Genomic DNA, 21,735 nt, shown 5'->3' on the forward strand with positions numbered 1-21,735 from the left:
CAGGATTCAGGGCGAGCGCACGGTCCCCGTGACCTCGCCAAGCCCGACTCCGAGGGCGGACTTCGCGGTGATCGTCACCGTGTCACCGTCCTCAAGGAAGACCCGCTCGGCATCCTTGGGAAGCCGCAGCGGGTTCTTCCCGTTCCAGGTCATCTCCAGGAGCGTGCCCGGATCGTCTGGGCCGGAAATCGGGCCTGATGTCAGTAGATCTCCCGTCCGTAGCTGAGCGCCGCTCACCGTCGTGTGGGTGAGCAACTGCGGGCCGGTCCAGTAGTGCAGGCCGTACGGCGGGCGGGAGATCACCTCGTCGTTCAGGGTCACTTCGAGCGCCAGATCCAGTCCCCAGGGTTCGGTCACCGTGAGGTAGCCCGGCGGCGAGGGCTGTTGCGGCGGCTGGGTCGTCCTGGCGTGCTCCAGGGCGTCCAGCGGCACCACCCAGGGCGAGATCGTGGTCGCGAACGCGCGTCCGGTAAACGGTCCCAAGTCCTGATATTCCCAGGCCAGCAGGTCCTGCGCCCGCCAGGTGTTCACCAGCACCACGCCGAACACATGATCGCGGAAGGCCTTGGTCCCGACCGGATGGTTGGCCGGCACCCCGACCACATATCCGATCTCGGGGCCGATATCCAACTTCATTGACGGCCCGACATCCGCCTCACCCCGCTGGCCGCTGGGCCGCACGATCGGCGTCCCGGACACCACGACACTCCCCGCCCGGCCATGGTGCGCCACCGGCATCTGCCGCCAGTTCCGCCGGACGGGATCCATCGTGGGCGGGCGGAACATGCGTCCCATATTCGTGGTGTGATCCAGGGACCCTTGGAAACATGCCAGGTCGGCCACCGCGAACGGCAGATGGAGCAATACCTCGCTCATCGGTACGAGCGCGGGCATCACCGCCGGTCGATGTTGCTCATCACTCAGCAACTCGATCAGCCGTTCCCGAGTGGAACGCCACGCCTCCGGCCCCGCCGCCAGAAACCAGTTCAACGTCCCCGCCGCGAACCAAGCCGAATTGGGAAGTACGCCCGTCGCGCGCAGAAGGTCCAGATCTACTACGTGATCGCCAATAGCGACCCCCACCCGAGGCAACTCCCCGCGCCTCGAAAACACCCCAAAGGGCAAGTTCCACCCAGGAAACCCGCTCCCACCAGGAACCCAAACCCAGGACGTGATCGCCATGCCTCCCCCCTTCCCCTGTTCGAGTCAGGAGGCGGCACGTCCATGGTCATTTTTCTCAACGGTGCAGGTCAGCGAAGGGTTTAGGGGGTGGTGGGTCCGAGGTGGTGGGTTGTCGTCGGGCTGGGTGGAGAGCCACGGCGATATGACCGTCGTTCCTTTGGGCAACCACAGTGACTGTCCATTGGGCAGCCGCGGTGATGGCGGGGTCGGGCGGAGCCCGAGGGGAACAAACGGGTTGGGTGGGTGGGAGACCCACGGCAATGCGACCGTCGTTTCCTTCGGGCAGCCGCGGTGATGGCGGGGTCGGGCGGAGCCCGAGGGAATCAAACGGGTTGGGTGGGTGGGAGACCCACGGCAATGCGACTTCAGGTGGGTGGGAGGGGTGTGCTTCGCATTCTTCCCGAAGGAGGGGCTGGGGGTTCTTCGCCGTGATGGAGGCGGCGGGCGGTGGTGTTCAGTTCTTCGGGGTCGGCGGCGTCGATGCCGTGCTCGGGATCAGGGGAGTCGTGGAACTTGCGCATCGGCTGGGTGTCGATGCCTGACTCCTCGTTCTCGTCGAGTTCGCTCTGTACCTGGCCGGAGTATCGTTCGGCGATCTGGGCGGCGGCCTCGTCGTAGCGGCGGGAGAGGGCTTCGGATGCCGCGTCATCCGAGGCGACCAAGGGGACGATTGGCGGGATCGTCTGGGCGGAATTGTCGCCTTCGGAGGCTTCTTGGGCTTCAGGCGTGCTGATCTCGTCCGATGTAGCCGCGCTCGGGGAGATCTCGTCCGCGGTTCCTGCCCAATAGGAGACGTCCGGATCGTCCTGAGCCTGGCTTGGGGCTTCGGCGTTGTCGGTTCGGCTCGATGTCTCGATGGTCTGGGCTTGGTCAGACGCATCCTCGGCCTGGTCTGTCGTCCCGACGCTCTGTTCCGGCGTTTCCGACGCTCCAATTGCCACGTCATCGTCGGTGGACGGATTGCTGGGTTGGGTGTCGCTCTGGCCGGAGTAGTCGGCGAAGGCCGGGTCGTCCGGAGTCGCCTCAGGGTCGTCGTCGAGTTCGGGGGCCGTACGCGATGGCTCGCCTGGGCGTGGATGGACGAGGACGTCGCCGACGTTCGGGCGGATCAGGTCGCCCCAGCGGGTCGGGCGCTTCGGTCGTTCCGCGGTAGGGGCCGGTTCCGTGTCGTGGGGGAGTGGAGGCGCGAGTTCGGGTGGAGCGACGGTCTCGGTCACCGGGCTGACCGGGACCGGAGGCGTGTAGTCGGGTGGGGCCGCTGATTCGGCGGATTTCTGGGGTTCCGGAAGCGCATGCCGTACCGACGGGAGAATGACCGGGTAGGGGTCGGTGGACACGCCGACCGGGTCGATGGTTCTGGGCGCGGCCGAAACAGGACGGGAATGTTCCTCATCGAAGGGAACGAGTTCTTCCACGTCATTGTCGCCGTTCAGGTCGGCGCGCTTGTTCTGCGTGTGTTTGACCAGGACCAACAGGAGCCACAGACCGATCACCAGCATGACCCATGGAACCAGCGCGACCGTGATCGCGGCCTGCCGTGGCTCGAAGGTGGCGCCGGTAGCGGTGGCCACAGCGGCGGCGGCCGCGGCGGCCAGGAGCAGCGCGAGAATGAGGCCCACCTGCAGGCGCACCAATAATCGCCCCGACCGCAACAGCGGCACGCCGATCAGCGCGACGATCAGAAGCGCGTCGAACCCGGCCGGGTAGAGATACCCCAGACGCGGCTCGACCTGGCCTTGAACGGCGAGTCCACGCAGGTCGTCGAAGGATAGTACGCAGGCGGCACCCGCGAGGATGGCAAGCGCGAGCCCGGCCAGGCCAATGGCCAGCCGGCGCAGCACCAGCGGAATTCCGGCCGGGCGGGAAGCCGGGGCGGTACGGATGGCTGACGGGCGGGAGGTCGGACCTGCCGCCGCGGGGGGAGTCGCGTCCATGGCATTTCGAGCCTACCGACTCACCCGCCGCACATTGATTTATGACACGGGCGAAATGGCATGATCGACACATGGGGAATACATCATTGCCGGAACGGGTCCGCGACCTGTTCGACGGCGTCAACTTCGCCACCGTGTCCAGCGTGAACCAGGACGGTAGCCCGCAGACGTCGGTCGTGTGGGTGCGCACCGACGGCGACGACATCCTGTTCTCAACGGTCAAAGGCCGCCGCAAGCACCGCAACCTGGAGCGCGACCCCCGCACCTCGATCTTGATCGTCGACCCGTCCGACCCCTATGTGTACGCCGAGATCCGCGGCCGGGTGACCCTCATCGACGACCCCACCGGCGCCCTGATCCAGGAACTTTCCCAGAAGTACTACAAAAGGCCCTTTGTCGAGTCAAACCCGGACAATGAACGGGTGATTGCCCGCATCACTCCGGAGAAGGTGTATCTCCGGGGTTAGTGTGGCGTGCACCACGGTCGAAATGGCGGGGTTCACGCCCCGCCAAGTCGGCCTGTGCTGGCGCGGAAGGCGTTAGCCTTGCATTCGTGAGCCTGAACCTCTATGACACCAGCACGCGTACGGTCCGTGAATTCGTGCCGATCGAGCCCGGCCGGGTCTCGATCTACCTGTGTGGTGCGACTGTTCAAGCTCCTCCCCATATCGGGCATATCCGCTCAGGCGTGAACTTCGACGTGCTCCGCCGCTGGCTGACCCGCGACGGCTACGACGTCACGTTCTGCCGCAACGTCACCGACCTGGACGACAAGATCATCCGAGTCGCCGCCGACGAGGGCGTGCCCTGGTTCGTCGTCGCCGAGCGTAACCAGCGCGCCTTCACCTGGGCCTACGACCAGCTCGGCTGCCTCCCGCCCACGGTCGAACCGCGCGCGATGGGCCACGTGCCCGAGATGACCGAACTGATGCGCCGCCTGATCGACAAGGGCCACGCCTACGCCTCGGGCGGCGACGTCTACTTCGACGTCCGCTCCTACGCCGACCATTACGGCAAGCTCTCCAACCAGAAACTGGAGAACATGCTCGCCGCGGGCGACACCGACATCGACTCCGCCAAACGCGACCCCCGCGACTTCGCCCTCTGGAAGGGCGAGAAGCCCGGCGAGCCCACTTGGCCGACCCCGTGGGGCCGCGGCCGCCCCGGCTGGCACCTGGAATGCTCCGCGATGGCCACCAAATACCTCGGCGGCACCTTCGACATCCACGGCGGCGGCGTCGACCTGATCTTCCCGCACCACGAGAACGAGATCGCCCAATCCCAGGCGGCCGGCGACGGCTTCGCCCGCTACTGGATGCACAACGGCATGCTCCAGCTCGGCGGCACCAAGATGAGCAAGTCCCTCGGCAACTCGCTCCTCATCCCCGAAATGCTGCGCAAAGTCCGCCCCGTCGAGCTGCGCTACTACCTGATCGCCGCCCACTACCGCTCCTCGATCGACTACTCCGACGAGTCCCTGCAGGAATCGGCCGCCGGTTACCGCCGCCTCGAAGGCTTCGTCTCCCGCGCCGCCGAGGTCATCCACGACGTCGACGCCACCGCCCCCCTGCCCCAGGCCTTCGTCGACGCCCTCAACGACGACCTCAACGTCTCCCAGGCCCTCGCGGTCATCCACGAGGTCGTCCGCGAAGGCAACGTCGCCCTCGCCCAGGGCAACAAGGAGCAGGTCGCCCGCCACCTCGCAGAAACCCAGACCATGCTCGGCGTGCTCGGCCTCGACCCCCGCTCCGAGCAGTGGCGCAACACCGGCGACTCCGGCCTCCGCGAGGTCGTCGACGCCCTCATCGCCGTCGCCCTCGAACAACGCCAGGCCGCCCGCGCCCGCAAGGACTACGCCGCCGCCGACGCCATCCGCGACCAGCTCGCCGCCGCGGGCGTCGTCGTCGAGGACACCCCGACTGGGCCGCGCTGGGAGCTCGCCCGCTGACGGTTTGTATACGGGATTCGAGCTGGTCAAGCGGTTGCGCTTTCTTTTGCTGGGGAGAGCGTCTCGTACATACGGATAGGCTTGTCGTCATGGGTGCTGGGGGACGGGCTTCGGGAAAGCCCGCAAAGAAGCAGGGCGCGACCAGAGGCACCGGCGGCAAGGTCCGGCGATCCCTTGAAGGCAGGGGCGCGACCCCGCCCGCCGAGATGCGTCACTGGTACAAGGACAAGGCACGCGCCGAACGAGTCGCCCGCGAGGAGCGCGGCGGCACGTCCGGCCGCCGCCCCGCGCCCCGCCCCCGCAAGAGCGAGGACGCCCCCGAATACATCGGCGGCCGCAACCCCGTCGTCGAGGCCCTCCGCGCCGGCGTCCCCGCCTCCGCTCTGTACGTCGGCCAGCGCCTCGACAACGACGACCGCGTCAAAGAGGCCATCAAAATCGCCGCGGACAAGGGCATCGCCCTCCTCGAAGTCTCCCGCGAGAAACTGGACCGCCTCACCGACGGCGCCATCCACCAGGGCCTGGCCCTCCAGGTCCCGGCGTACGACTACCGTCATCCCGACGACCTGATCGGCTACGCCCAGGAAGCCGCCGAAGCCCCCCTCATCGTCGCCCTGGACAGCGTCACCGACCCCCGCAACCTCGGCGCCATCGCCCGCTCCGCCACCGCCTTCGGCGCCCACGGCCTCCTCATCCCCTCCCGCCGCTCCGCAGGCGTCACCGCGGGTGCCTGGAAGACCTCCGCGGGCACCCTGGCCACCCTTCCGGTCGCCCGCGCCAGCAACCTCACCCAAACCCTCCAGGCGTACCGGGAATCCGGCCTGTTCATCATCGGCCTGGACGGCGACTCCCGCCAGGACATCGCCACCACCACCCTCGCCTCCGACCCCCTCGTCATCGTGGTCGGCTCCGAAGGCAAAGGCCTCTCCCGCCTGGTCCGCGAAACCTGCGACGAAACCGTCCGCATCCCGATGACCACCACCACCGAATCCCTCAACGCCGGCGTAGCCGCAGGCATCGCCCTCTACGAAATCTCCCGCCTCCGCCGTCAGTGACGCCCCACCGCCAGGCCCGCTAGACTTGTCAGGCTTGACAAGCCGCCTTAGCTCAATCGGCAGAGCATCTGTCTTGTAAACAGAAGGTCTGGGGTTCGATTCCCCAAGGCGGCTCTCGTGCGAAAGCCCCTGACCAGCTCAGATATGGCCAGGGGCTCTTTGTTTGTCCGGACAATGTCCCGATCTTGCTAACACCTCTGCTAACAGGTCCTCATGCCGCCTTGATTGCGTTAGCGAAGACGTCCGCCGCGCTGGCCATCTGTTCACTGATCACGTGGGCGTACACCCGGAGCGTGATAGCGGGATCGGAGTGGCCGAGGCGGGCCGCGACGACGTGGACAGGGACACCCGCGAGCAGAAGCGTGGTCGCGTGGACGTGGCGCAGGTCGTGAAGCCGGGCGCGCGGAAGTGGTTGCTTCGGATTGGTGTCGTTGTACGTCTTGATCAGGTTCGGCATGAGCGAGCTGACAGTGTCCGGAAAGATCGGCTCACCCCAGCCGGTCGTGAACACGTAGTCGCCAGTCCCCTTCCACGCTTCCCCGACTTTGAGCTTGTCGGCCGCCTGCTGCCTGTGGTGCTTCCGGAGGACCTCGGCGGTGTCGGAATCCAGGCTCACCACACGAGACCGTCCGCTCTTAGTAGTTCCTTCGACTCGTTGCCCCTCTATGACGGCGGAGGAGCCAGAGACGCGGATCTGGGGTGTGTCCAGGTCGACGTCAGCCCAGCGCAGATTGCAGAGTTCTCCTCGGCGAGCTCCGCTGTAGGCGGCCAAGTGAAAGAAGGCCGACAGCCGATGAGTGCCGGCCGCGTCGAGGAACGCGCGGAGTTGAGCGGGTGTCCACACGCCGCCCGCTTCCTGGCTCTGGATACGGGGGAGCTTGGCACGTTCGGCGGGGTTATTCGGAAGGATCTCGTCGACGAGCACGGCGTCAGTGAGCGCCTTCCGGAGAACGGTGTGCACATTTTTGACGGTGTTGGGTGCCAGGCCCTTTCCCTTCCGGCCGCCCTTGGTCAGCAGGTCACGGTAGAGCTTGGTGATTGCGGCGGGTCGGAGCGCCTGGAGACGTAGGCGGCCGATGTTGGGTACGAGATAGAGCCGGATCATCACGCGGTAGCCGTGCAGAGTCTTGGGCTTGATCTCGACCGCATGCCCCTCGATCCACTCGTCGAGATACTCGGCAACGGTGATCGTGTTGCGATCGATGTACTCACCACGCCGGGCTTTGACGCGAGCCTCGTCGCGGGCCGCTTTGGCGTCGTCCTCAGTGGTGAACCCTCCGACCCACTTGGGCTTGCTCTCGCCAGTCTCCGGGTGCTTGACCCGGATCACGTAGGACCAGGTGTTTCCGCGCTTCACGACGCCGTCCCTGACTTTGGGCGTGGCCTTGCTGTTCTTCGGGGTGTTCGTCATTTGGTGGCCTCCTTGTCGGTCAGGCGGACGATGTAGAGGTGGAGGGCGGATAGGGGGATGCGGCGGCAGCCGTCGATGCGCACGGAGTCGACCGCGCCGGAGGCCATCAGTTGGTAGAGCTTGCTGCGGGAGATCGCTAGCGCTTCTGCTGCTTCCGGCACTGTCAGGAGGAGCGGCGTCATCGCTGGCCCCTGCCGACCGTGTTGGGGGTTCCAGCGATGGCGGCAGCCAGGAGCGCGTCAGTCGGTGTGAAGCTCTGGCCGACGTAATGCCAGTCAGAGACGACGAACACCGTTTTGTCGTCGAAAGCGGGAAGCCGTCCGTTGGCGACGTTGTCCTGTTGCGCGTGCGCGGTTCGTTCGGCGCGGAGGGCATCGAGGGTGGTCGAGTAGTACCGGGATCGGGTGGAGAAGTGGCCGCGGAAGCCGAGCATGTGTGCCCACTGGATCAGGCGGAGGTCGGCCAGTTCGTCTTGTGCGCCGAGGCGCACGCATGTGGCGACGAGTTGGCGTGCGTGTTCACGCACGGGAAGTGAGGCAAGATCGGTGGTCGGCAGGATGCGCCGGTCGAGGATGCCGACGCTCTCGGCGCCCTTGACGGCGTACTTTGCGACGTATGCGGCGACGGCTTGTTCGGTGAGTTCGCCGGTCAGGGTGATGGGGCGGATGTCGAGTTGGTCGCCCCAGCGCAGCATGCGATCCGGATCGTCGCCGTGGGAGGGAACGGTGGCCTGGACGACCTTTACGGCATGGTGCACCGCAAGACTCAATGTCTCGATGGTCGCCCAGGCGGGTGGAGGCGTCTGGGGACCCTTCGGTCCGTCCAAGCGCATGATGGCGTGGAAATGGACGAGGCCGCGCCGCTGGTATTCGGCGACCTTGGCGAAGGAGACGACGAGCTGCTCGCGCAGGGTCTTAAGCGTGCCGCCACTGCGTTTGGCGAGGTTCCGCCGTAGAGCATCGGTGAACCGCTTCCACAGCAGCGGAGCGCAGGCGTTGAAGAGGACCGAACCGATGTAGTCGTAGCAGGCGCCGCATAGGGGTTCGCCGAGACATTCTTCATTGGTTCCGTGCCGGGCGGTGCACGACATGACCCGCCCATGAGGGCAGGTGATCGGCTTTCGGCGAGGGTGGCAGGGACGCAACTTGCCGTTGTTGTCCCGCCGGGTGTGGACGGCGCCGAAGGAGGGTGCGGTGAGGGTGATGAACAGGCATGGATGGGCAGTCACTGAGGTGGGGACGCCCTTGCCGCCGATGAGGCCGGCGCGGATCAGATGGTAGGTGTCGGCACGGTAGATCTCGGCGCAGGCCGGGCAGCGGGAGGCGCGGCGTGTCTTGCACGGGAGGCGCAGGACGCCGCCGGGTTCGAGGTAGGTGCTGTAGCGGTGAAGCAGCGCGCCGGTTGTACGGTCGCGGTGTTCGATCTTGCCGCGTAGGTGGATGGGTTGTCGGCACCCGCCGGTACGCCTGATCTGGTCAGCCCATCGTTGGTAGCCGGGGTGGTTGAGGCGGGTGATCGTGCCGCTGATCGCGTGCGCGTTGGTCGGGTTTGTGGGCAAGATGGGTACCTCCTTTCGCTCGTTCGGGTGGGGGAGGGCCTCCGACCTGGCGTGTGTCTTGGCGGATGTGCGGCCAGGCCGGGGGCGTTGACGGGTCAGCAGTTGCCGAGCCCGTCACAGTGGCGGCAGGTGTCGCCGTAGGAGTCCGAGCCGGTTCCGCCGCAGTGGCAGCACTGCCAGCGCTCGGGCGGAATCTCGGGGAGTTCGTCGAGTTCGGCCGGTTCGGGGTCGTTCATGGGTGTCCTCCTTTCTGTGGTCATGCGGGTTCTGGGTGGGCGCGGATGTCGCGGAGGAGGTCGGAGGCGAGTTGGTTGGACACGCCGAGGCGGGTGCGGAGCATGTCGCGGGTGATGGGTTTGCCGTGGCGGGTGTGGTGTTCGTCGGCTACGCGGCGGGCGTAGGCGAGCAGGGACGAGGACGGGGCAGGCCGACCGTCCTTGCCGTCCCGGACGGCGGGGACGGGCGCGAGTACTGGGGACGGGTCGAGGATGGGCAGGCCGATGTTCTCGGTCTTCATGTCCTGGGGTGCTGGGATGGGGTCGGATGCTGGGGACGGGTCGGGTCGTGGGCTGGTGGTGCGGCGTTCGAGCATGGAGACGGCGATCAGGAACGCGCCCGCTGGGGTGGCCGCGGTGAGCCATCCCCAGGGGGTGGGTTCGGCTTGGTGGAGGTTGGCGGCCAGGGACAGGACGATCCCGGCGACTAGGACGAGGGTGGGCCATGAGGCCCATCCCTGCTGTTGCCGGCCGGTTTTCTTGTCGCGTTGGCGTTCGCGGGCGGCCATGACACAGGTGAGGTCGATGCAGACGGCCACGGCCCAGGCCATCCAGCCGTCTTGTCCGTTTTCGGTGGCGGTGTCGCGGATGTGGGTGAAGGAGCCCGTACCGGCGATGAGCGCCAGGACCAGGACGGGGCCGGTATCGATCAGCCAGGCGGACAAGGCACGCATGATGGGCTACCTCCCTTCGTTGATCGGGTCAGGCGGGGATCTTCTGTTCGGCGCGGATGGCGGCCCAGTCCGGGGTGAGGTGGGCGTAGGTGTGCGCGGCCTGTTCGGCGGTCTTTTCGGAGATGTAGAAGGAGCGGGCGCGGTACCACTGGCCGTCTTGGTTGGCGACGATGGCGACGCCGGGCTTTTCGGCGGGGATGGCGCGGGCGGAGTCCAGGGCGGACGGGTCGAGGTCGCCGAGGGTCATGGTGGCGGTTTCGGGATCGTTGACCCGGTGGCAGATGCGTCCGGAGCATTGGGCGCGCAAGGCGGTGACGCCGGGGCCGAGTTCGGAGCTGATGCGCTGGCCGGAACAGAACAGGTAAATGCCGAAGGCGCGGCCGAGCTGGGCGATGCGCAGGAGCGCGGTGGAGATGCGGGCGATCTCGTCTTTCTCGCTCTTGTCGGCCATCAGGTAGAGCTCGGCCAGCTCATCGACCAGGACCACGATGGGAACCGGCCGCTCATCCGCCGGGAGTTGCCAGATGTTCCGGGCGCCAGCCGTACGGCACCGGCCCATGCGGCCGATCATCAGGCCGATCAGATCGGCCAAGAGATCACTGCATTCGCTACGGGAGGTGGCGAGCGCCGACAGGCGAGGCGCGTAGGGGGTGAATTCGACGCCGCCTTTGAGGTCGAAGCCGACCAGCGCGACCGGTTGGGGTGCGAGGCCGACGAGCAGGGCGTTGGCGAGGTTGGACTTTCCGGATTGGGTGGCTCCGGCGTTGATCCAGTGCGGGACGGTGAAGTCGATCAGCCATGCGCCGCCGGTTTCCAGTCGGCCTACCGTGACCTTGAGGAGGTCGGGAGAGGGTGGGACGTGGTCGACTCGGATGAGCGGGTCATGGGTGGTGACGTTGAGGCGGATTCGTCCTGGTTTGTCGGAGGAGACCCTGACGGCGTGGACGCCCCAGGAGTGGGCGAGGCGTTCGGCGACCTCGGAGTAGTCGGCGGGGATCTGACCTTCCAGGAGGCGCAGGGTGACGCGCCAGCCGTACCGGGTGGGAAGCGGAAGCCACATCCACGGCTTGGTGTCGACGGCGACGCGGCGGAAGGTGCGTCGGACTTTCACGGTCCCGGTGGAGACGATCGCAGCGGGGGTGATCGTCCACCAGAAGCGCTGGCGTTTCTTGGACAGGCCGCAGCCGAGGGCGACCTTGCGCCAGCTGGCGCGGATCTGGATTGCGGTGAAGGGGTAGGCGAGGACGTACCAGAACGAGGTGTGATGGAAGTGGCGCCAGGCCCAGAGCCCGGCCGCAAGGACGGCCAGGCCTGCGGGTAAGGCGAGAAGCTCCGGCAGTATGTCAGGCACGATCGCCGTCCACCGGCACAGCGTGAGCGGGCCGGAAGGATGCGGCGCGGTAGGCGATGCCCCACTTGCCGGAGGTCTCCCAGACGTAGCCGATCATGTCGACCGGGGTTACCTCCGCTCCGGCGGGGACGCCGGGATCGCCGGAGGTGCCGATCTTGACGAGTTCGATGCGGCCGAAGGTGTCTTCGACCGACAGGACGGTTTCGTAGATGGCCTGGCCGGTCTTGTCGAGCTTGATTTCTCCGGTGTCGCGGTTCAGGACGCGGGGGTGAGGGGCCTTCACGCAGGTGAAGACGAGTTTGGTCGTGTCGACCGGGATGGGGATGGTTCGCATCGGGAGACCTCCTTTGCTCACATAGCCAACATGGTTAACCTGGTTGGCTTGGTTGTCAATGTGCTCGTGGTTGGCTTGGTCGGTTTCTCGTGGTGAGATGAGGGGCGATGGTCAAGAAGACGGGCAGGCCCGGGTACCTTCAGATCGCCGATGAACTGCGGGAGCGGATTCGCGGCGGGCTTCTCGCGCCGGGAGAGGCGCTGCCGTCCACGGCCCGGCTGGCCGAGCAGTTCGACGCCTCGTTGTCGGTGGTGAAGATGGCGATGGGGATCTTGCGCAACGAGGGCCTGGTCGTCGGCCAGCAGGGCAAGGGGGTGTTCGTCCGGGAGGACGACCAGTCCGAGCAGTCCGAGCAGGATGCGGACCTGCGCGCCGAGGTCACCGCCCTGCGTAGTGCCGTGCAGGACTTGACTCGACGCCTGGAGCAGGTGGAAGCGGCGTTGCCCGCAGCCGATCGGAAGGCCGGCGCCTAGAACCGCCGTCGCGGACGTGGCAGCCGGACACCCGCCGGGCGAACGCGGCCGAGACGGTCGGGGCGTCGGTGGGCAGGTGCCGACGGTTGTCCTCCTGCCGCATTCCGACCAGGACCACGACAAAGCTGACCAGGACGACGGCGGCCAGGAGCGCAGCGACGATCAGCGGCAGCCAGCTCACGGGGTGACGCCCTGGACGGTGGTGCGGTGCGGGTCGCGGGGAGGACGGCGGTTCAGGTTGCGACGCCGCTTGACGCGCAGTCGGGCCGCCTGACGTTTGGCCCATCGTTCGCGCGCCGCGCACTTGCGGCAGAGTTTCTGCCCTTCGGCGAGGGCCGCGCCGCAGGCGCAGGCCGGGGGTTCCTCCGCTGGGGTAGCAATCGTGTTGGTCATGATCACTCCTCCTTTCCTCGATCGGTTCGGTGTTCCTTACCGAGGGTGCGAGGAAGTGTCAGGACGAGATCACTACATGACCGGACGTGTTCAAGACGTCCGGCTTAGGATGAACGAGTCCCCGGACGTCCCCGAACGGGCAGGTGAGATGGCGAACGAGCGACTGCGCGCGGCTCTGCTCGAGCGCGGGGTGAGCGTCGCGGAGCTGGCGGCAGCCATCGAGGTGGACCCCAAGACCGTTGAACGGTGGATCACCAAAGGCCGCGCACCGTACCGAAGGCACAGGTACGCGGTTTCCTCGCATCTCGGGATGGACGAGTCCTATCTGTGGCCGGAGGCGCTGACGCGGGAACAGGTGGCCTCAGCCTCAGAGAGCGAGATCGTCACCGTCTATCCGCATCGCTGGGCGGTCCCTCGTGACACCTGGGGACGTCTGTTCTCCGGCGCGGAGGAACAGATCGGCATCCTGGTCTACAGCGGCATGTTCCTCGCCGAAGATTCCGGGTTGGTCCGGGTTCTCGGCGAGAAAGCTCGCACCGACGTTCGGGTACGGATTCTGCTCGGCAACCCGGACAGTACGGAAGTCGCCCAGCGCGGTTCGGATGAGGGTATCGACGAGGGGATGGCGGCCAAAGCCCGTAACGCCCTGGTTCTCTACCGGCCCATCCTCCGGATCGAAGGCGTTGAAATCCGGCTGCATGACACGATTCTGTACAACTCGATCTACCGCGCCGATGACCAGCTTCTCGTCAACACGCATGTCTACGGCGCCCCCGCGGCCAACGCCCCGGTTCTGCATCTACGCCGGGTCGCCGGCGGCGACATGGTGGCCACCTACCTGGAGAGTTTCGAGCGCGTCTGGTCCGAGGCCGCCCCGGTAGAGTCCTGAGTATGGGCAAACGGATCGATTTCTACGATGACCCGGACGCGCCCGCACCCAACAGTCTTGTCCCCTCGGTCAACGTCGTGGTGACCAACGCGGCCGGGGACATTCTGATGATCCGCCGCAGTGATAACGGGAATTGGGCTGTACCCGGGGGCGCGATCGATCTGGGCGAGTCCCTTCCGGATGCGGCTGTTCGCGAGACTCTTGAAGAGACCGGCATCGTCTGCGAGATCACGGGATTGGTCGGGACCTATACCGATCCCCGGCACGTGATCCTCTACACCAGCAACGGCGAGGCCCGGCAAGAGTTCTCCATCGTCCTGACCGCCCAAGCCGTCACCGGCGAGCCGACCCCGAGCAGCGAATCAACCGAGGTCCAATGGGTGCCGCGCGAACAGGTGGCCGACCTGAAGATGGATCGCTCGATGCGCCTGCGGATCGGCCACTACCTAGACCAGGCAGTCAAGCCGCACATCGGATAGCGCCAACCGCGATTCCACAGCTCGGACCGCCGACAGAATGCACGGCTCAGACCGATTGATGCACCAGGTGACCTCGTCGTCCGGTCCGTAGCGTGAGCGGATCTCGGCCAGCCGATCGAATACCGTCAGCGGTAGCCCGTCCGGGCTGGTGGTCATGTCGCAGAACGTCAGGGCTTCCACCAGGTCGCCGCGCTCCTTGGGGAATTCGCCGGTGAGGATGTCGAGGAGGCCACGCTGGCCGGCCTCGATCTCTGCGCAGGTGTGGTGGGCAACCAGGCGACACAGGAGCTCGTCGGCCCCGTGGACGTCGCGGAGGTAGCGCCCGCCGTCGATCGGGTGGAATCCGGTGTCGATCAGGTCAGGGGCGTACCCGATATCGTGCAGCCACGCGGAGGCAGCAAGGATCTCCGCGTCCTTGCCGAGGATCGGCGCCAGCGATTCGGCGCGGCGGCCGACGCCCTGCGAGTGCTCCCAACGGCGCGGCAGCCGCCGCTCCAGGACCTTGCGTGCCAGCTCACGAGCCCATTCGACTTGTCTCATGCTGTTCACGATAGGGAGGCGACCCTGGGGGACATCTAGCCCCGCTGGTTGGACGTCCCGGGACGTCCTATTTCCGCAGGTGCGCGGCGAGTGACGTACCGGCCCTTGCCTTGTTTCGTCTCTACAAGTCCCTCACGTTCCAGGACCGCCAGCGCGGATCGCACGGTGTGCCGGGAGATACCGAACTCCTGTCGCAACGCCGCTTCGCTGGGCGCCAGTGCACCTGGTGGCAGGAGACCGGTCTGGATTCGCTCGCGGAGCATCCGGGCGATGCCCTCATACTTGTACCGGTCCTGGTGCGGATGTTCTCCTGCAGCGACTACCCAGCCCTTGGAAGGGATCGTGTCCAACAAGCCTTCCTGTTTGAGTTCGGCGAGCGCCCGCCGCAGCGTATTACGCGCGATCCGGAGCTCCTTGCAGAGAACTCCCTCGGAGGGGAGCAGCGATCCCGCGTGGTATTCCGCCGCGATGATTCGCTGGCGGAGCTGCTCGACGATTCTCGGCCAGACTCGTCGGCGGATCAGCCAGTCGGGATCACTGCTCATCTACGACGCCCGGAAACCGTTCGAATCTTTGGGAATGACGCTGCTCAGCTTGCCCATGGTGCTCCCTCTCGTTTCATCGACGACCACGGCCGGTAGGGGCCGCCCCACAGCGCCTAGCCCTTGGCGTAGGTTGCGGCGTTCGTGCTGGACGAGCCTCTGACAGAGCGAAAGATCTATCCACCCCACTTGAGGGACGTCTAGGGACTTCTTATGTTAGCGTCGCTGGCAGAACCCACGCCCACGAGAGGTGCCCGTGAGCGACAACCTTCGATACGCGCTGATCAGAGCCCACCTACGGCCCGTAGACATCGCCGCAGAACTGGGCGTGGACCCCAAGACCGTCGACCGGTGGCTCAAAGGCCGCATCCCCTACCCACGCCACCGCTGGGCCATCGCCGAACTCCTCAACCTCGACGAAGGCGAACTATGGCCCGACACCGTGCCACGCCGACAAGGCGTCTCCAACGAAATCCTGGCCGTCTACCCCCACCGCTGGGCCGTACCGCATGCCGTCTGGCAAGACCTGTTCGAGAGCGCAACCGAGGAAATCGGCATTCTCGCCTACAGCAGCCTCTTCCTCGCCGAAGACGCCGGACTAATCCGCAGGATCGCCGAACGAGCGCGCAACGGCGTCAGGGTCCGCATCCTTCTCGGTGACCCCGAGAGCCAGGAGGTAGCGGCACGAGGATCCGACGAGCGGATCGGTGGCCACACGATTGCCGCCAAGATCAGGAACGCAATCACCCTGTTCCAGCCACTCCGAGGGCTACCAGGAGCCGAACTCCGATTTCACCGCACGGTCCTCTACAACTCGATCTATCGAGCAGACGACGAACTCCTCGTCAACGCCCACGTCTACGGCGTGCCGGCAGCCGACGCCCCCGTGGTCCACCTACGGGCCAACGGAGATCAGGGCAGCGTCCCCGTCTACCTGACCAGCTTCGAACGCACATGGGACATCGCAGAACCAGGAACATGATCCAAAGAAACTTCTCTCCACGTAATCAAGGGCAGCCCGCCTGCGGCGGTCTGCCGCGCGCCGGGCGGTCGCTGGCCGCGCTGCGGCTCTTCGGCCGGTCGCGACCAGCACCGCCTACGCGCCGATTTTCGGGCGGAGTGTGACCGACACGCTCGATGGATCGGCCAGGGGATCGCGTGGCCGAACCTCATCACACGGCCTCTTCACCAGGCGGCGGTACAGGCCAACGATGGGCAACGAGACCAATGCCGTTTGCGATCGGAGCCGGAGCAATCCGAACCCGGGCGTTCAGATGGACGATATATCTCTATAGTGCATAGATTGAGACACTACGGTCCGATTGAAGAGGGTTTCTCTAGTCTTGGGTTGTGATGATCGAACTCAAGCCAGGACAGATCCGGACGCGTGAGGAACTTGCCCCCATCTTTGGTGGAAGCCCTCAGGGGGGTGTATGTCCATCGGGGACGACACCGAACGTGCTCCTGTACTCCGACCCGAAGGTTGGGGAACTCCGCGGGTACTACGACGGTTGGTTGGCCGAGGAGGATGAACTCGGCCCGGTTTTTGAGTACACCGGACACGGTGAGAACGACCAGACCTTCGAAGGCCGGCACGGCAGTGGCAACCGCGCGATCCTGCATCACGTCGACGACAAACGAGATTTGCGCGTCTTCAAGGCCATCGGCGTTGTGCCCGGGACGGGCACTAAGCGTCACCGTTACCTGGGACGGTTCGAACTGGATCGGGTTCAGCCGTATGTAATGCGCGAGGCGCCCAACAGCGATCAAGTAATGCGACGTGTCATTGTGTTCCGCCTGCGGCCGGTAGCCGAGGACTACCAACGCGCTAAGGACGACATCATCCCGCCGTCTATGGAGACCACAGCTACCGTGGTTCCTGCGAATGTCACTACCAGTGCCATCGTGGAACCAGAGACGAACAAGAAGTCCAAGAGCTCACGGTCCGCAGCGCCCAAGACCATTGCCGAGCGACGTGAAGCCAACCTCTCCGACCAATTCCAGGCCTTCATGAAGACCCACGGCCGGGACCTCAAGCGCTTTCAGATCAAAGTGAAGGGCCTCACCGGAACCCTTCTCACCGACCTGTACGACGCCCAAGGCCATGTCCTGTACGAGCTGAAAGGCAGTAGCACCCGCGAAGCTGTACGAATGGCCATCGGACAACTCTTGGACTACCGCCGACACGTCGAGCCTGCCCAACCAAAGCTCGCAGTCCTTCTCCCCGAAGAGCCACACCAAGATCTCCAGGCACTGCTCACAGATCTGAATTTTAGCCTTGTCTACTGGGACGGTGTCACTTTTGCCGACGTCCCCGATCTGGACTAGGGGGATCGGGCCTGCCTCACCCGGGCATAGCCCTTCTGCGAAACTTGAGAACCGACTCGGTTCGCATTCGTTTCCCCAATTGTGCAGTCCTATTTTCCGTAGGTGGTGGTAAATAACGGCGATTGGCAGGAAGATCGCGCTCGTACCGATCCTCCAATACTAGCCCACTCAATTCGGCGGCAATAATTACAGCCTCATCATTTCTCAGGAAATAGCCACGCAGTGCCGAATTTCCGATTACGGTGATCGATCGACCTCCGGGCTTCAGAATCCGGCCTTGCTCGGCATACATTGAAATAAGATCGAGAAGGTAACGGTCAACCATTCGCTGGTAGCGGCTAGTGAGATGCCAGTAGCACTCAACCGCATCGCGTAGGAGCCCCAAAGGGTCAGAAGATGGGGCGTCAATACCCTTCTCGGCTCCTACGGACACGGATCGGATCGCGCGCACGTCTGAAATCGAATATCCAAGCCACACTAGGGATAGTTTATGTCCGCGAAGATAATCAATTGCGTTGAGATAGGGAGGGGACGTTATAATGAGATCAATCGATCCGTCACGGAGACCAGTCGCTCGGGCATCACTACGGAAAACCTGAGCGACCGCCGAGCCGGATATACTGGAGAACAACCGAGACATTCGCTTTCCAGATTCGATAAACTTATCGATCACCCGGAAATCATTCGTTAACCCGACTCGATGGGGACGACTATGACTTACATCTCGCCCCAGGGATGCGCCTTTACCCTTCGTAACAATGAGTCTGCTCATTGCAATGAATAGTGCATTGCGGAGGACATTGTCGTCGACAGAGCGTAGGACCTTTACCAGCTTCCGTAGCTCTTCCTGTTGCGATTTCGCGAACCAGAAGTCCACAAATGTCTTCGTCTCTCTGTCGGCATCAATCCACGGTATTTCAAGAGATCCAGTAAAGGATCGTGCCTGTCCGGCTAGATCATTAACCGCCGACAGAAAGGTGCTCACGTCGATGTGCGTAGTACGCACTTTCGCGATGAGAACTGCAAGAGGGTCTAGATCGCACCCTACAGCTACACAACCTTCCGAGATCGCTGCATGCAGTGTCGTCCCCGATCCGGACATTGGATCCGCAACTATCGCCCCATTAGGAATGTTCGCACATTCTGCGAATGCTATCTCAGGAGCCATACGGGCCGGAAATGGGTGAAGGCTTTGGCTAGAGTGTGACAAGTAGTTCACTCATTATCCAACAAGCTCGGGTCTACGCCAATGCTATAGGTAGACGGGATGGAATTGAGTTGTTTGACGATTACTTCTCTAAGTTTGTCGGGTCTGGCACCAAGAAATACATTGTCGCCCTGTACTCGCACCATTGTCGGCGCCATTATAGATAGTCCGGACAAAACCCCGGCAACGTCTTTCTTGGTCGGATATCCTTTATCGCCGGTTCTATCACGGATTTCTTTCGCGATTACCGGGGTGGTCAGCATATCGGGCCCTTCAAATCCGAGATTTTCCAGGGCTCGAAAGATCTCCGTATAACTAAGAGTCTTCTGCGCGTGCAGCCTGTCCGAGAGGTCAGCAATAAACGTATGCACATCTCTATCATCGTATAACAAGAAGAGTCCCCTCAGCTCCTCCAAGGAGATTGGACCTCGGGTTGCGTTAAGCAACATAAGTGCAGCCAGATCCTCTGCCTTCAAAGGGGTAACCTTCTGCTGCTGACATTCTTTCTGAAGGGCACCCTCCGGGAAGGCAGGACCGACAACAAGCGAGTAATCAGCCTCATGGTCAGTTCGATGACGGACCAGCCCTGCAAGATTGGCGTCTTTTGCTTGCACCTTTTTGTTAATAGAGGACTTTGCGTCATATGTGAAGGAATATGATGCTTGGTTCTTGCCTGGTGTAATAAATGCTGTTGCAACTCCCTCGGGATTTCCGCTTCCACCCAGTCTCTTTACGGAGAAGCCAAGGGATTCGAGAGCATCCCCAAGGATTGTCTCGAAAGCCTTGTCTTTTGGATGTACGGATGCAAGATCCAGCAGTTGTGCAATCTGAAATCCACTCTTACGCCTTAGGCGAGCTACGAGACGAAGAAGCTGGTCACGATAAACTTCAACCTGTCCCAGAACTGCCTTATCGACTTCCAATTGATTAAGGTAGGCTTGCGTCAAGAGCTCAACCATCGCATAGTCGCGAAGGAGTAGCTGCTGCTCATGTGTTGTGGCGTGCTCACGAACGAACGGATGATCTTCGTTGATAACTATCCGACGTCCTCGAATGTCGTAACAAACAAGTGGCGCGTCTATGCCGCGAGGAAGAAATGTGATGTCTTCGATGACATCTGCCGGGGTTTTGACCTCATTCCAGCTGTCCAGCTCCTCCTCAGAGATATCTTCAGGGTCTCCGCTGACAAACGAGGGCATGGAACCTCGTGTGAGACCATCTTCTATTTCGCGGCGTAAAGGCTCCAGAGGGACAGTTCCCCAGGCCTCCGTCAGAATGTCACCGGCATCGGGCCAACTTGCTCTTGCCTTCTTATCGTGTGTGGTCCGAGTTCTATTGAAAAGCGCTTTTAGGAAGGCCCGAAATATCTGTAGCTCACGACCGTCGAGCACAGCCTCTCGGTTTATCGCCAGTTTGCCATTAAGGCCGTCCGCACGAATGGCGGCACGAAATTTGGCCCAAGCTGTGTGATTAAGGTTCTGCAGGCCGAAGTATGGATCCTCGCAGTTTATGACGCGCCCAAGTATATTGATCGCATAGCCATTTGAGAAGCCGAGATTTTGGCTTTTTCCTCCTGCAATGGATTCTTCGTATAGGGTAACTGTGCCGGTGAGCTCCCCTAATCCAGCTATGACAATATGTGGATAAGGAGCATCGATTTCCTCAACCTCGATTATGGTGTCCTTATCCACTTCGATTTTCTTAAGATCGAGTCCCGGCCCCAACGTCCATTGTTGTGAAATGGCAATCGACTCTTTTGTCGACTTGAGTGGCTCGCCATTGAATGTAATTCCTATTGTTGAGCCGAGAGGTAGACTGGCCATCAGCATACGACGAATATGACCAACCTGCATCTTTAGGCCTGCAGATTTCAAGTTTGTTAGTATAGCGAGGGTCCATGTACCGGCATAACGCTCACTCACATCGGGCGGCCCCCCAAACTCATTGGCGCCAGATGAAACTTCTATCGGCTCATCTGCAATGAGTCGATCCAGGTCCCGCTTGATACGCTCTCCTTCTTCTAGCGTGTTGAGGAGAGCATAGACCTCCTCCAATGTGAGGCATCTTACCGGTAGCGGAAGCGGATCGATATGAAGTCGCTCGCTTTCGCCTCCTATTCTCCTGTAATCCATAGTTACGGCCCTAATCTGGCCATCATGCGCCTTGCATACATACGTCAGTTCGTGCGCCAGAACATATGTTGCTAGCTTACCGATGCCAAACTTACCGATAGGCTGCCGACCAGGTTGAACTGTGGCTACCTTTGTGGACTGGGCTACCGACCATAATTGGCGAAATCCATCGACATCCATCGATGTGCCATTATCTATGACCCACACGGCGGCGCCCGCAGTTGAAAGGGTGCCGGACATCCCTACTCGTACTTGTGTGGCCTGCGCATCCCAACTGTTCGAGATTAGTTCTTCAAAAGTTTTATTTGGGGAGGTATATAGCTGTTCACTGAACAGCTCCAAGAATTTTGGACCGATGGTTACTTCTACAGAGGCGTCAGGAACGGCGACTCCGGTCGTTTGAATATTGAATGCCATATGTAGCCCTCCTGACTCATTTATGGGCTTTTGGACGTTCTTCATGCCCGAAGGCCCATACCGTACACGATCAACTTGGAGTAGGAAAGGTCGAGTGTATTTACCGCAGGGCATGTAACATCAGACAATTCCGTCTTTATCGATGGAAACCCGTGCATAGCGACACAAGGACCTTGTTATTTTCGAACGGACTCGAACGTTTTGAATCAGGCCATAATCCCGGTAATGGGCCTACAAGAATTTCTTGTCACGTAGACCTAGGGTCTAGCTGTGTTGGTGTCTGATCTCTGCCTTCGCCGCCTAGCCGAGGCTACTTTGGCGACGAGCGTTGTTTATTTCTACTGATATCCTGCTAGCCTTCTCAGACAGAAGAGGTGATTTACTGATTGGAAATTGGGTTACTGGACCAGTTGAGTCGTTCACCAGGCGGCAACAGTAAGTAACTGAGATAATTCTCAGTGTGATCAGCGAGTCAATCAAGCGAATCCCCCGGCGAGCCCTCGAGGACACCCGGACGCTCGTACTCAGCGCGATAGACAAAGGCATGCACGTCGATGACGCAGTGGCCATCTTCGGCGTCGGCAGGTCGACGATATACGGGTGGATCAAGCTC

At 62.9% G+C, this 21,735-nt stretch carries 22 protein-coding genes and 1 tRNA gene; 9 read left to right on the forward strand and 14 right to left on the reverse strand.

Going from position 1 to position 21,735, the window contains the following annotated elements; all coding sequences use genetic code 11:
- Window positions 1–6: 6 nt before the first annotated feature.
- Window positions 7–1,182, reverse strand: coding sequence for a fumarylacetoacetate hydrolase family protein (locus ABGB08_RS07345; RefSeq protein WP_347587624.1), 1,176 nt, complete (start codon window positions 1,180–1,182; stop codon window positions 7–9).
- A 365-nt stretch (window positions 1,183–1,547) separates the two neighbouring features.
- The gene (locus tag ABGB08_RS07350) at window positions 1,548–3,116 is read right to left on the reverse strand and encodes a DUF2637 domain-containing protein (protein WP_347587626.1); all 1,569 of its coding nucleotides are present in this window, start codon (window positions 3,114–3,116) and stop codon (window positions 1,548–1,550) included.
- 71 nt (window positions 3,117–3,187) lie between these two features.
- Between ABGB08_RS07350 and ABGB08_RS07355 the strand changes: the two genes are divergently transcribed.
- From ABGB08_RS07355 to ABGB08_RS07370, 4 genes are all read left to right on the forward strand, one after another.
- A complete protein-coding gene (locus tag ABGB08_RS07355) occupies window positions 3,188–3,583 on the forward strand; it encodes a PPOX class F420-dependent oxidoreductase (protein WP_155355539.1) in 396 nt (131 codons plus the stop codon).
- A gap of 86 nt (window positions 3,584–3,669) precedes the next feature.
- Window positions 3,670–5,064: a cysteine--tRNA ligase gene (gene cysS / locus ABGB08_RS07360; RefSeq protein WP_347587629.1), complete on the forward strand. Its 1,395-nt coding sequence runs from the start codon at window positions 3,670–3,672 to the stop codon at window positions 5,062–5,064.
- An 89-nt stretch (window positions 5,065–5,153) separates the two neighbouring features.
- Window positions 5,154–6,119 carry a 23S rRNA (guanosine(2251)-2'-O)-methyltransferase RlmB gene (rlmB, locus tag ABGB08_RS07365; RefSeq protein WP_347587631.1) on the forward strand — a complete coding sequence of 322 codons (966 nt, stop codon included), beginning with the start codon at window positions 5,154–5,156 and terminating at the stop codon, window positions 6,117–6,119.
- Between the two features lie 41 nt (window positions 6,120–6,160).
- A tRNA-Thr gene (locus ABGB08_RS07370) sits at window positions 6,161–6,233 on the forward strand.
- A 97-nt stretch (window positions 6,234–6,330) separates the two neighbouring features.
- On the opposite strand, the gene ABGB08_RS07375 is transcribed toward ABGB08_RS07370, so the two are convergent.
- From ABGB08_RS07375 to ABGB08_RS07405, 7 genes are all read right to left on the reverse strand, one after another.
- A complete protein-coding gene (locus tag ABGB08_RS07375; RefSeq protein ID WP_347587633.1) occupies window positions 6,331–7,530 on the reverse strand; it encodes a tyrosine-type recombinase/integrase in 1,200 nt (399 codons plus the stop codon).
- Window positions 7,527–7,712: a helix-turn-helix domain-containing protein gene (locus ABGB08_RS07380; protein ID WP_347587635.1), complete on the reverse strand. Its 186-nt coding sequence runs from the start codon at window positions 7,710–7,712 to the stop codon at window positions 7,527–7,529. Before ABGB08_RS07380 ends, ABGB08_RS07375 begins: the two co-directional genes overlap by 4 nt.
- The gene (locus tag ABGB08_RS07385) at window positions 7,709–9,088 is read right to left on the reverse strand and encodes a replication initiator (RefSeq protein WP_347587637.1); all 1,380 of its coding nucleotides are present in this window, start codon (window positions 9,086–9,088) and stop codon (window positions 7,709–7,711) included. Before ABGB08_RS07385 ends, ABGB08_RS07380 begins: the two co-directional genes overlap by 4 nt.
- A 95-nt stretch (window positions 9,089–9,183) precedes the next feature.
- Window positions 9,184–9,324, reverse strand: a complete 141-nt coding sequence (locus ABGB08_RS07390; RefSeq protein ID WP_347587639.1) for a hypothetical protein — start codon at window positions 9,322–9,324, stop codon at window positions 9,184–9,186.
- A 20-nt stretch (window positions 9,325–9,344) separates the two neighbouring features.
- Window positions 9,345–10,037 (reverse strand): DUF2637 domain-containing protein, encoded by a 693-nt coding sequence (locus ABGB08_RS07395; RefSeq protein WP_347587641.1) that lies wholly within the window; start codon window positions 10,035–10,037, stop codon window positions 9,345–9,347.
- A 28-nt stretch (window positions 10,038–10,065) separates the two neighbouring features.
- Window positions 10,066–11,388, reverse strand: coding sequence for an FtsK/SpoIIIE domain-containing protein (locus ABGB08_RS07400; RefSeq protein WP_347587643.1), 1,323 nt, complete (start codon window positions 11,386–11,388; stop codon window positions 10,066–10,068).
- Window positions 11,381–11,722 carry a hypothetical protein gene (locus ABGB08_RS07405; protein ID WP_347587645.1) on the reverse strand — a complete coding sequence of 114 codons (342 nt, stop codon included), beginning with the start codon at window positions 11,720–11,722 and terminating at the stop codon, window positions 11,381–11,383. Before ABGB08_RS07405 ends, ABGB08_RS07400 begins: the two co-directional genes overlap by 8 nt.
- Window positions 11,723–11,829: 107 nt before the next feature.
- Here ABGB08_RS07405 and ABGB08_RS07410 point away from each other — a divergent pair, with 107 nt between their 5' ends.
- Entirely contained in the window at window positions 11,830–12,195 is a 366-nt protein-coding gene (locus tag ABGB08_RS07410; protein ID WP_347587647.1) for a winged helix-turn-helix domain-containing protein, read from the forward strand.
- Window positions 12,196–12,372: 177 nt separating this feature from the next.
- On the opposite strand, the gene ABGB08_RS07415 is transcribed toward ABGB08_RS07410, so the two are convergent.
- Complete coding sequence (locus ABGB08_RS07415) at window positions 12,373–12,588, reverse strand: hypothetical protein (RefSeq protein WP_347587649.1); 216 nt, start codon at window positions 12,586–12,588, stop codon at window positions 12,373–12,375.
- A 148-nt stretch (window positions 12,589–12,736) separates the two neighbouring features.
- Here ABGB08_RS07415 and ABGB08_RS07420 point away from each other — a divergent pair, with 148 nt between their 5' ends.
- Together ABGB08_RS07420 and ABGB08_RS07425 are read left to right on the forward strand one after the other, a co-directional pair.
- The gene (locus ABGB08_RS07420) at window positions 12,737–13,477 is read left to right on the forward strand and encodes a DUF5919 domain-containing protein (RefSeq protein WP_347587651.1); all 741 of its coding nucleotides are present in this window, start codon (window positions 12,737–12,739) and stop codon (window positions 13,475–13,477) included.
- Window positions 13,478–13,479: 2 nt separating this feature from the next.
- Window positions 13,480–13,956 (forward strand): NUDIX domain-containing protein, encoded by a 477-nt coding sequence (locus tag ABGB08_RS07425; RefSeq protein ID WP_347587653.1) that lies wholly within the window; start codon window positions 13,480–13,482, stop codon window positions 13,954–13,956.
- On the opposite strand, the gene ABGB08_RS07430 is transcribed toward ABGB08_RS07425, so the two are convergent.
- Together ABGB08_RS07430 and ABGB08_RS07435 are read right to left on the reverse strand one after the other, a co-directional pair.
- The gene (locus tag ABGB08_RS07430; protein ID WP_347587655.1) at window positions 13,924–14,496 is read right to left on the reverse strand and encodes an HD domain-containing protein; all 573 of its coding nucleotides are present in this window, start codon (window positions 14,494–14,496) and stop codon (window positions 13,924–13,926) included. The genes ABGB08_RS07425 and ABGB08_RS07430 overlap by 33 nt on opposite strands.
- A 35-nt stretch (window positions 14,497–14,531) precedes the next feature.
- A complete protein-coding gene (locus tag ABGB08_RS07435; RefSeq protein WP_347587657.1) occupies window positions 14,532–15,041 on the reverse strand; it encodes a GntR family transcriptional regulator in 510 nt (169 codons plus the stop codon).
- 253 nt (window positions 15,042–15,294) lie between these two features.
- On the opposite strand from ABGB08_RS07435, the gene ABGB08_RS07440 reads away from it, so the two are divergent.
- Window positions 15,295–16,020: an XRE family transcriptional regulator gene (locus ABGB08_RS07440; protein ID WP_347587659.1), complete on the forward strand. Its 726-nt coding sequence runs from the start codon at window positions 15,295–15,297 to the stop codon at window positions 16,018–16,020.
- 368 nt (window positions 16,021–16,388) lie between these two features.
- A complete protein-coding gene (locus tag ABGB08_RS07445; protein ID WP_347587661.1) occupies window positions 16,389–17,366 on the forward strand; it encodes a hypothetical protein in 978 nt (325 codons plus the stop codon).
- Window positions 17,367–17,382: 16 nt separating this feature from the next.
- On the opposite strand, the gene ABGB08_RS07450 is transcribed toward ABGB08_RS07445, so the two are convergent.
- On the reverse strand, window positions 17,383–18,351 hold the full coding sequence (locus ABGB08_RS07450) for a hypothetical protein (protein WP_347587663.1): 969 nt from the start codon (window positions 18,349–18,351) through the stop codon (window positions 17,383–17,385).
- A gap of 230 nt (window positions 18,352–18,581) precedes the next feature.
- A complete protein-coding gene (locus ABGB08_RS07455) occupies window positions 18,582–21,122 on the reverse strand; it encodes an ATP-binding protein (RefSeq protein ID WP_347587665.1) in 2,541 nt (846 codons plus the stop codon).
- Between the last annotated feature and the right edge of the window lie 613 nt (window positions 21,123–21,735).

It is taken from the genome of Acrocarpospora sp. B8E8 (assembly GCF_039871605.1).
In the GTDB taxonomy this organism is placed as follows: Bacteria; Actinomycetota; Actinomycetes; order Streptosporangiales; family Streptosporangiaceae; genus Acrocarpospora; species Acrocarpospora macrocephala.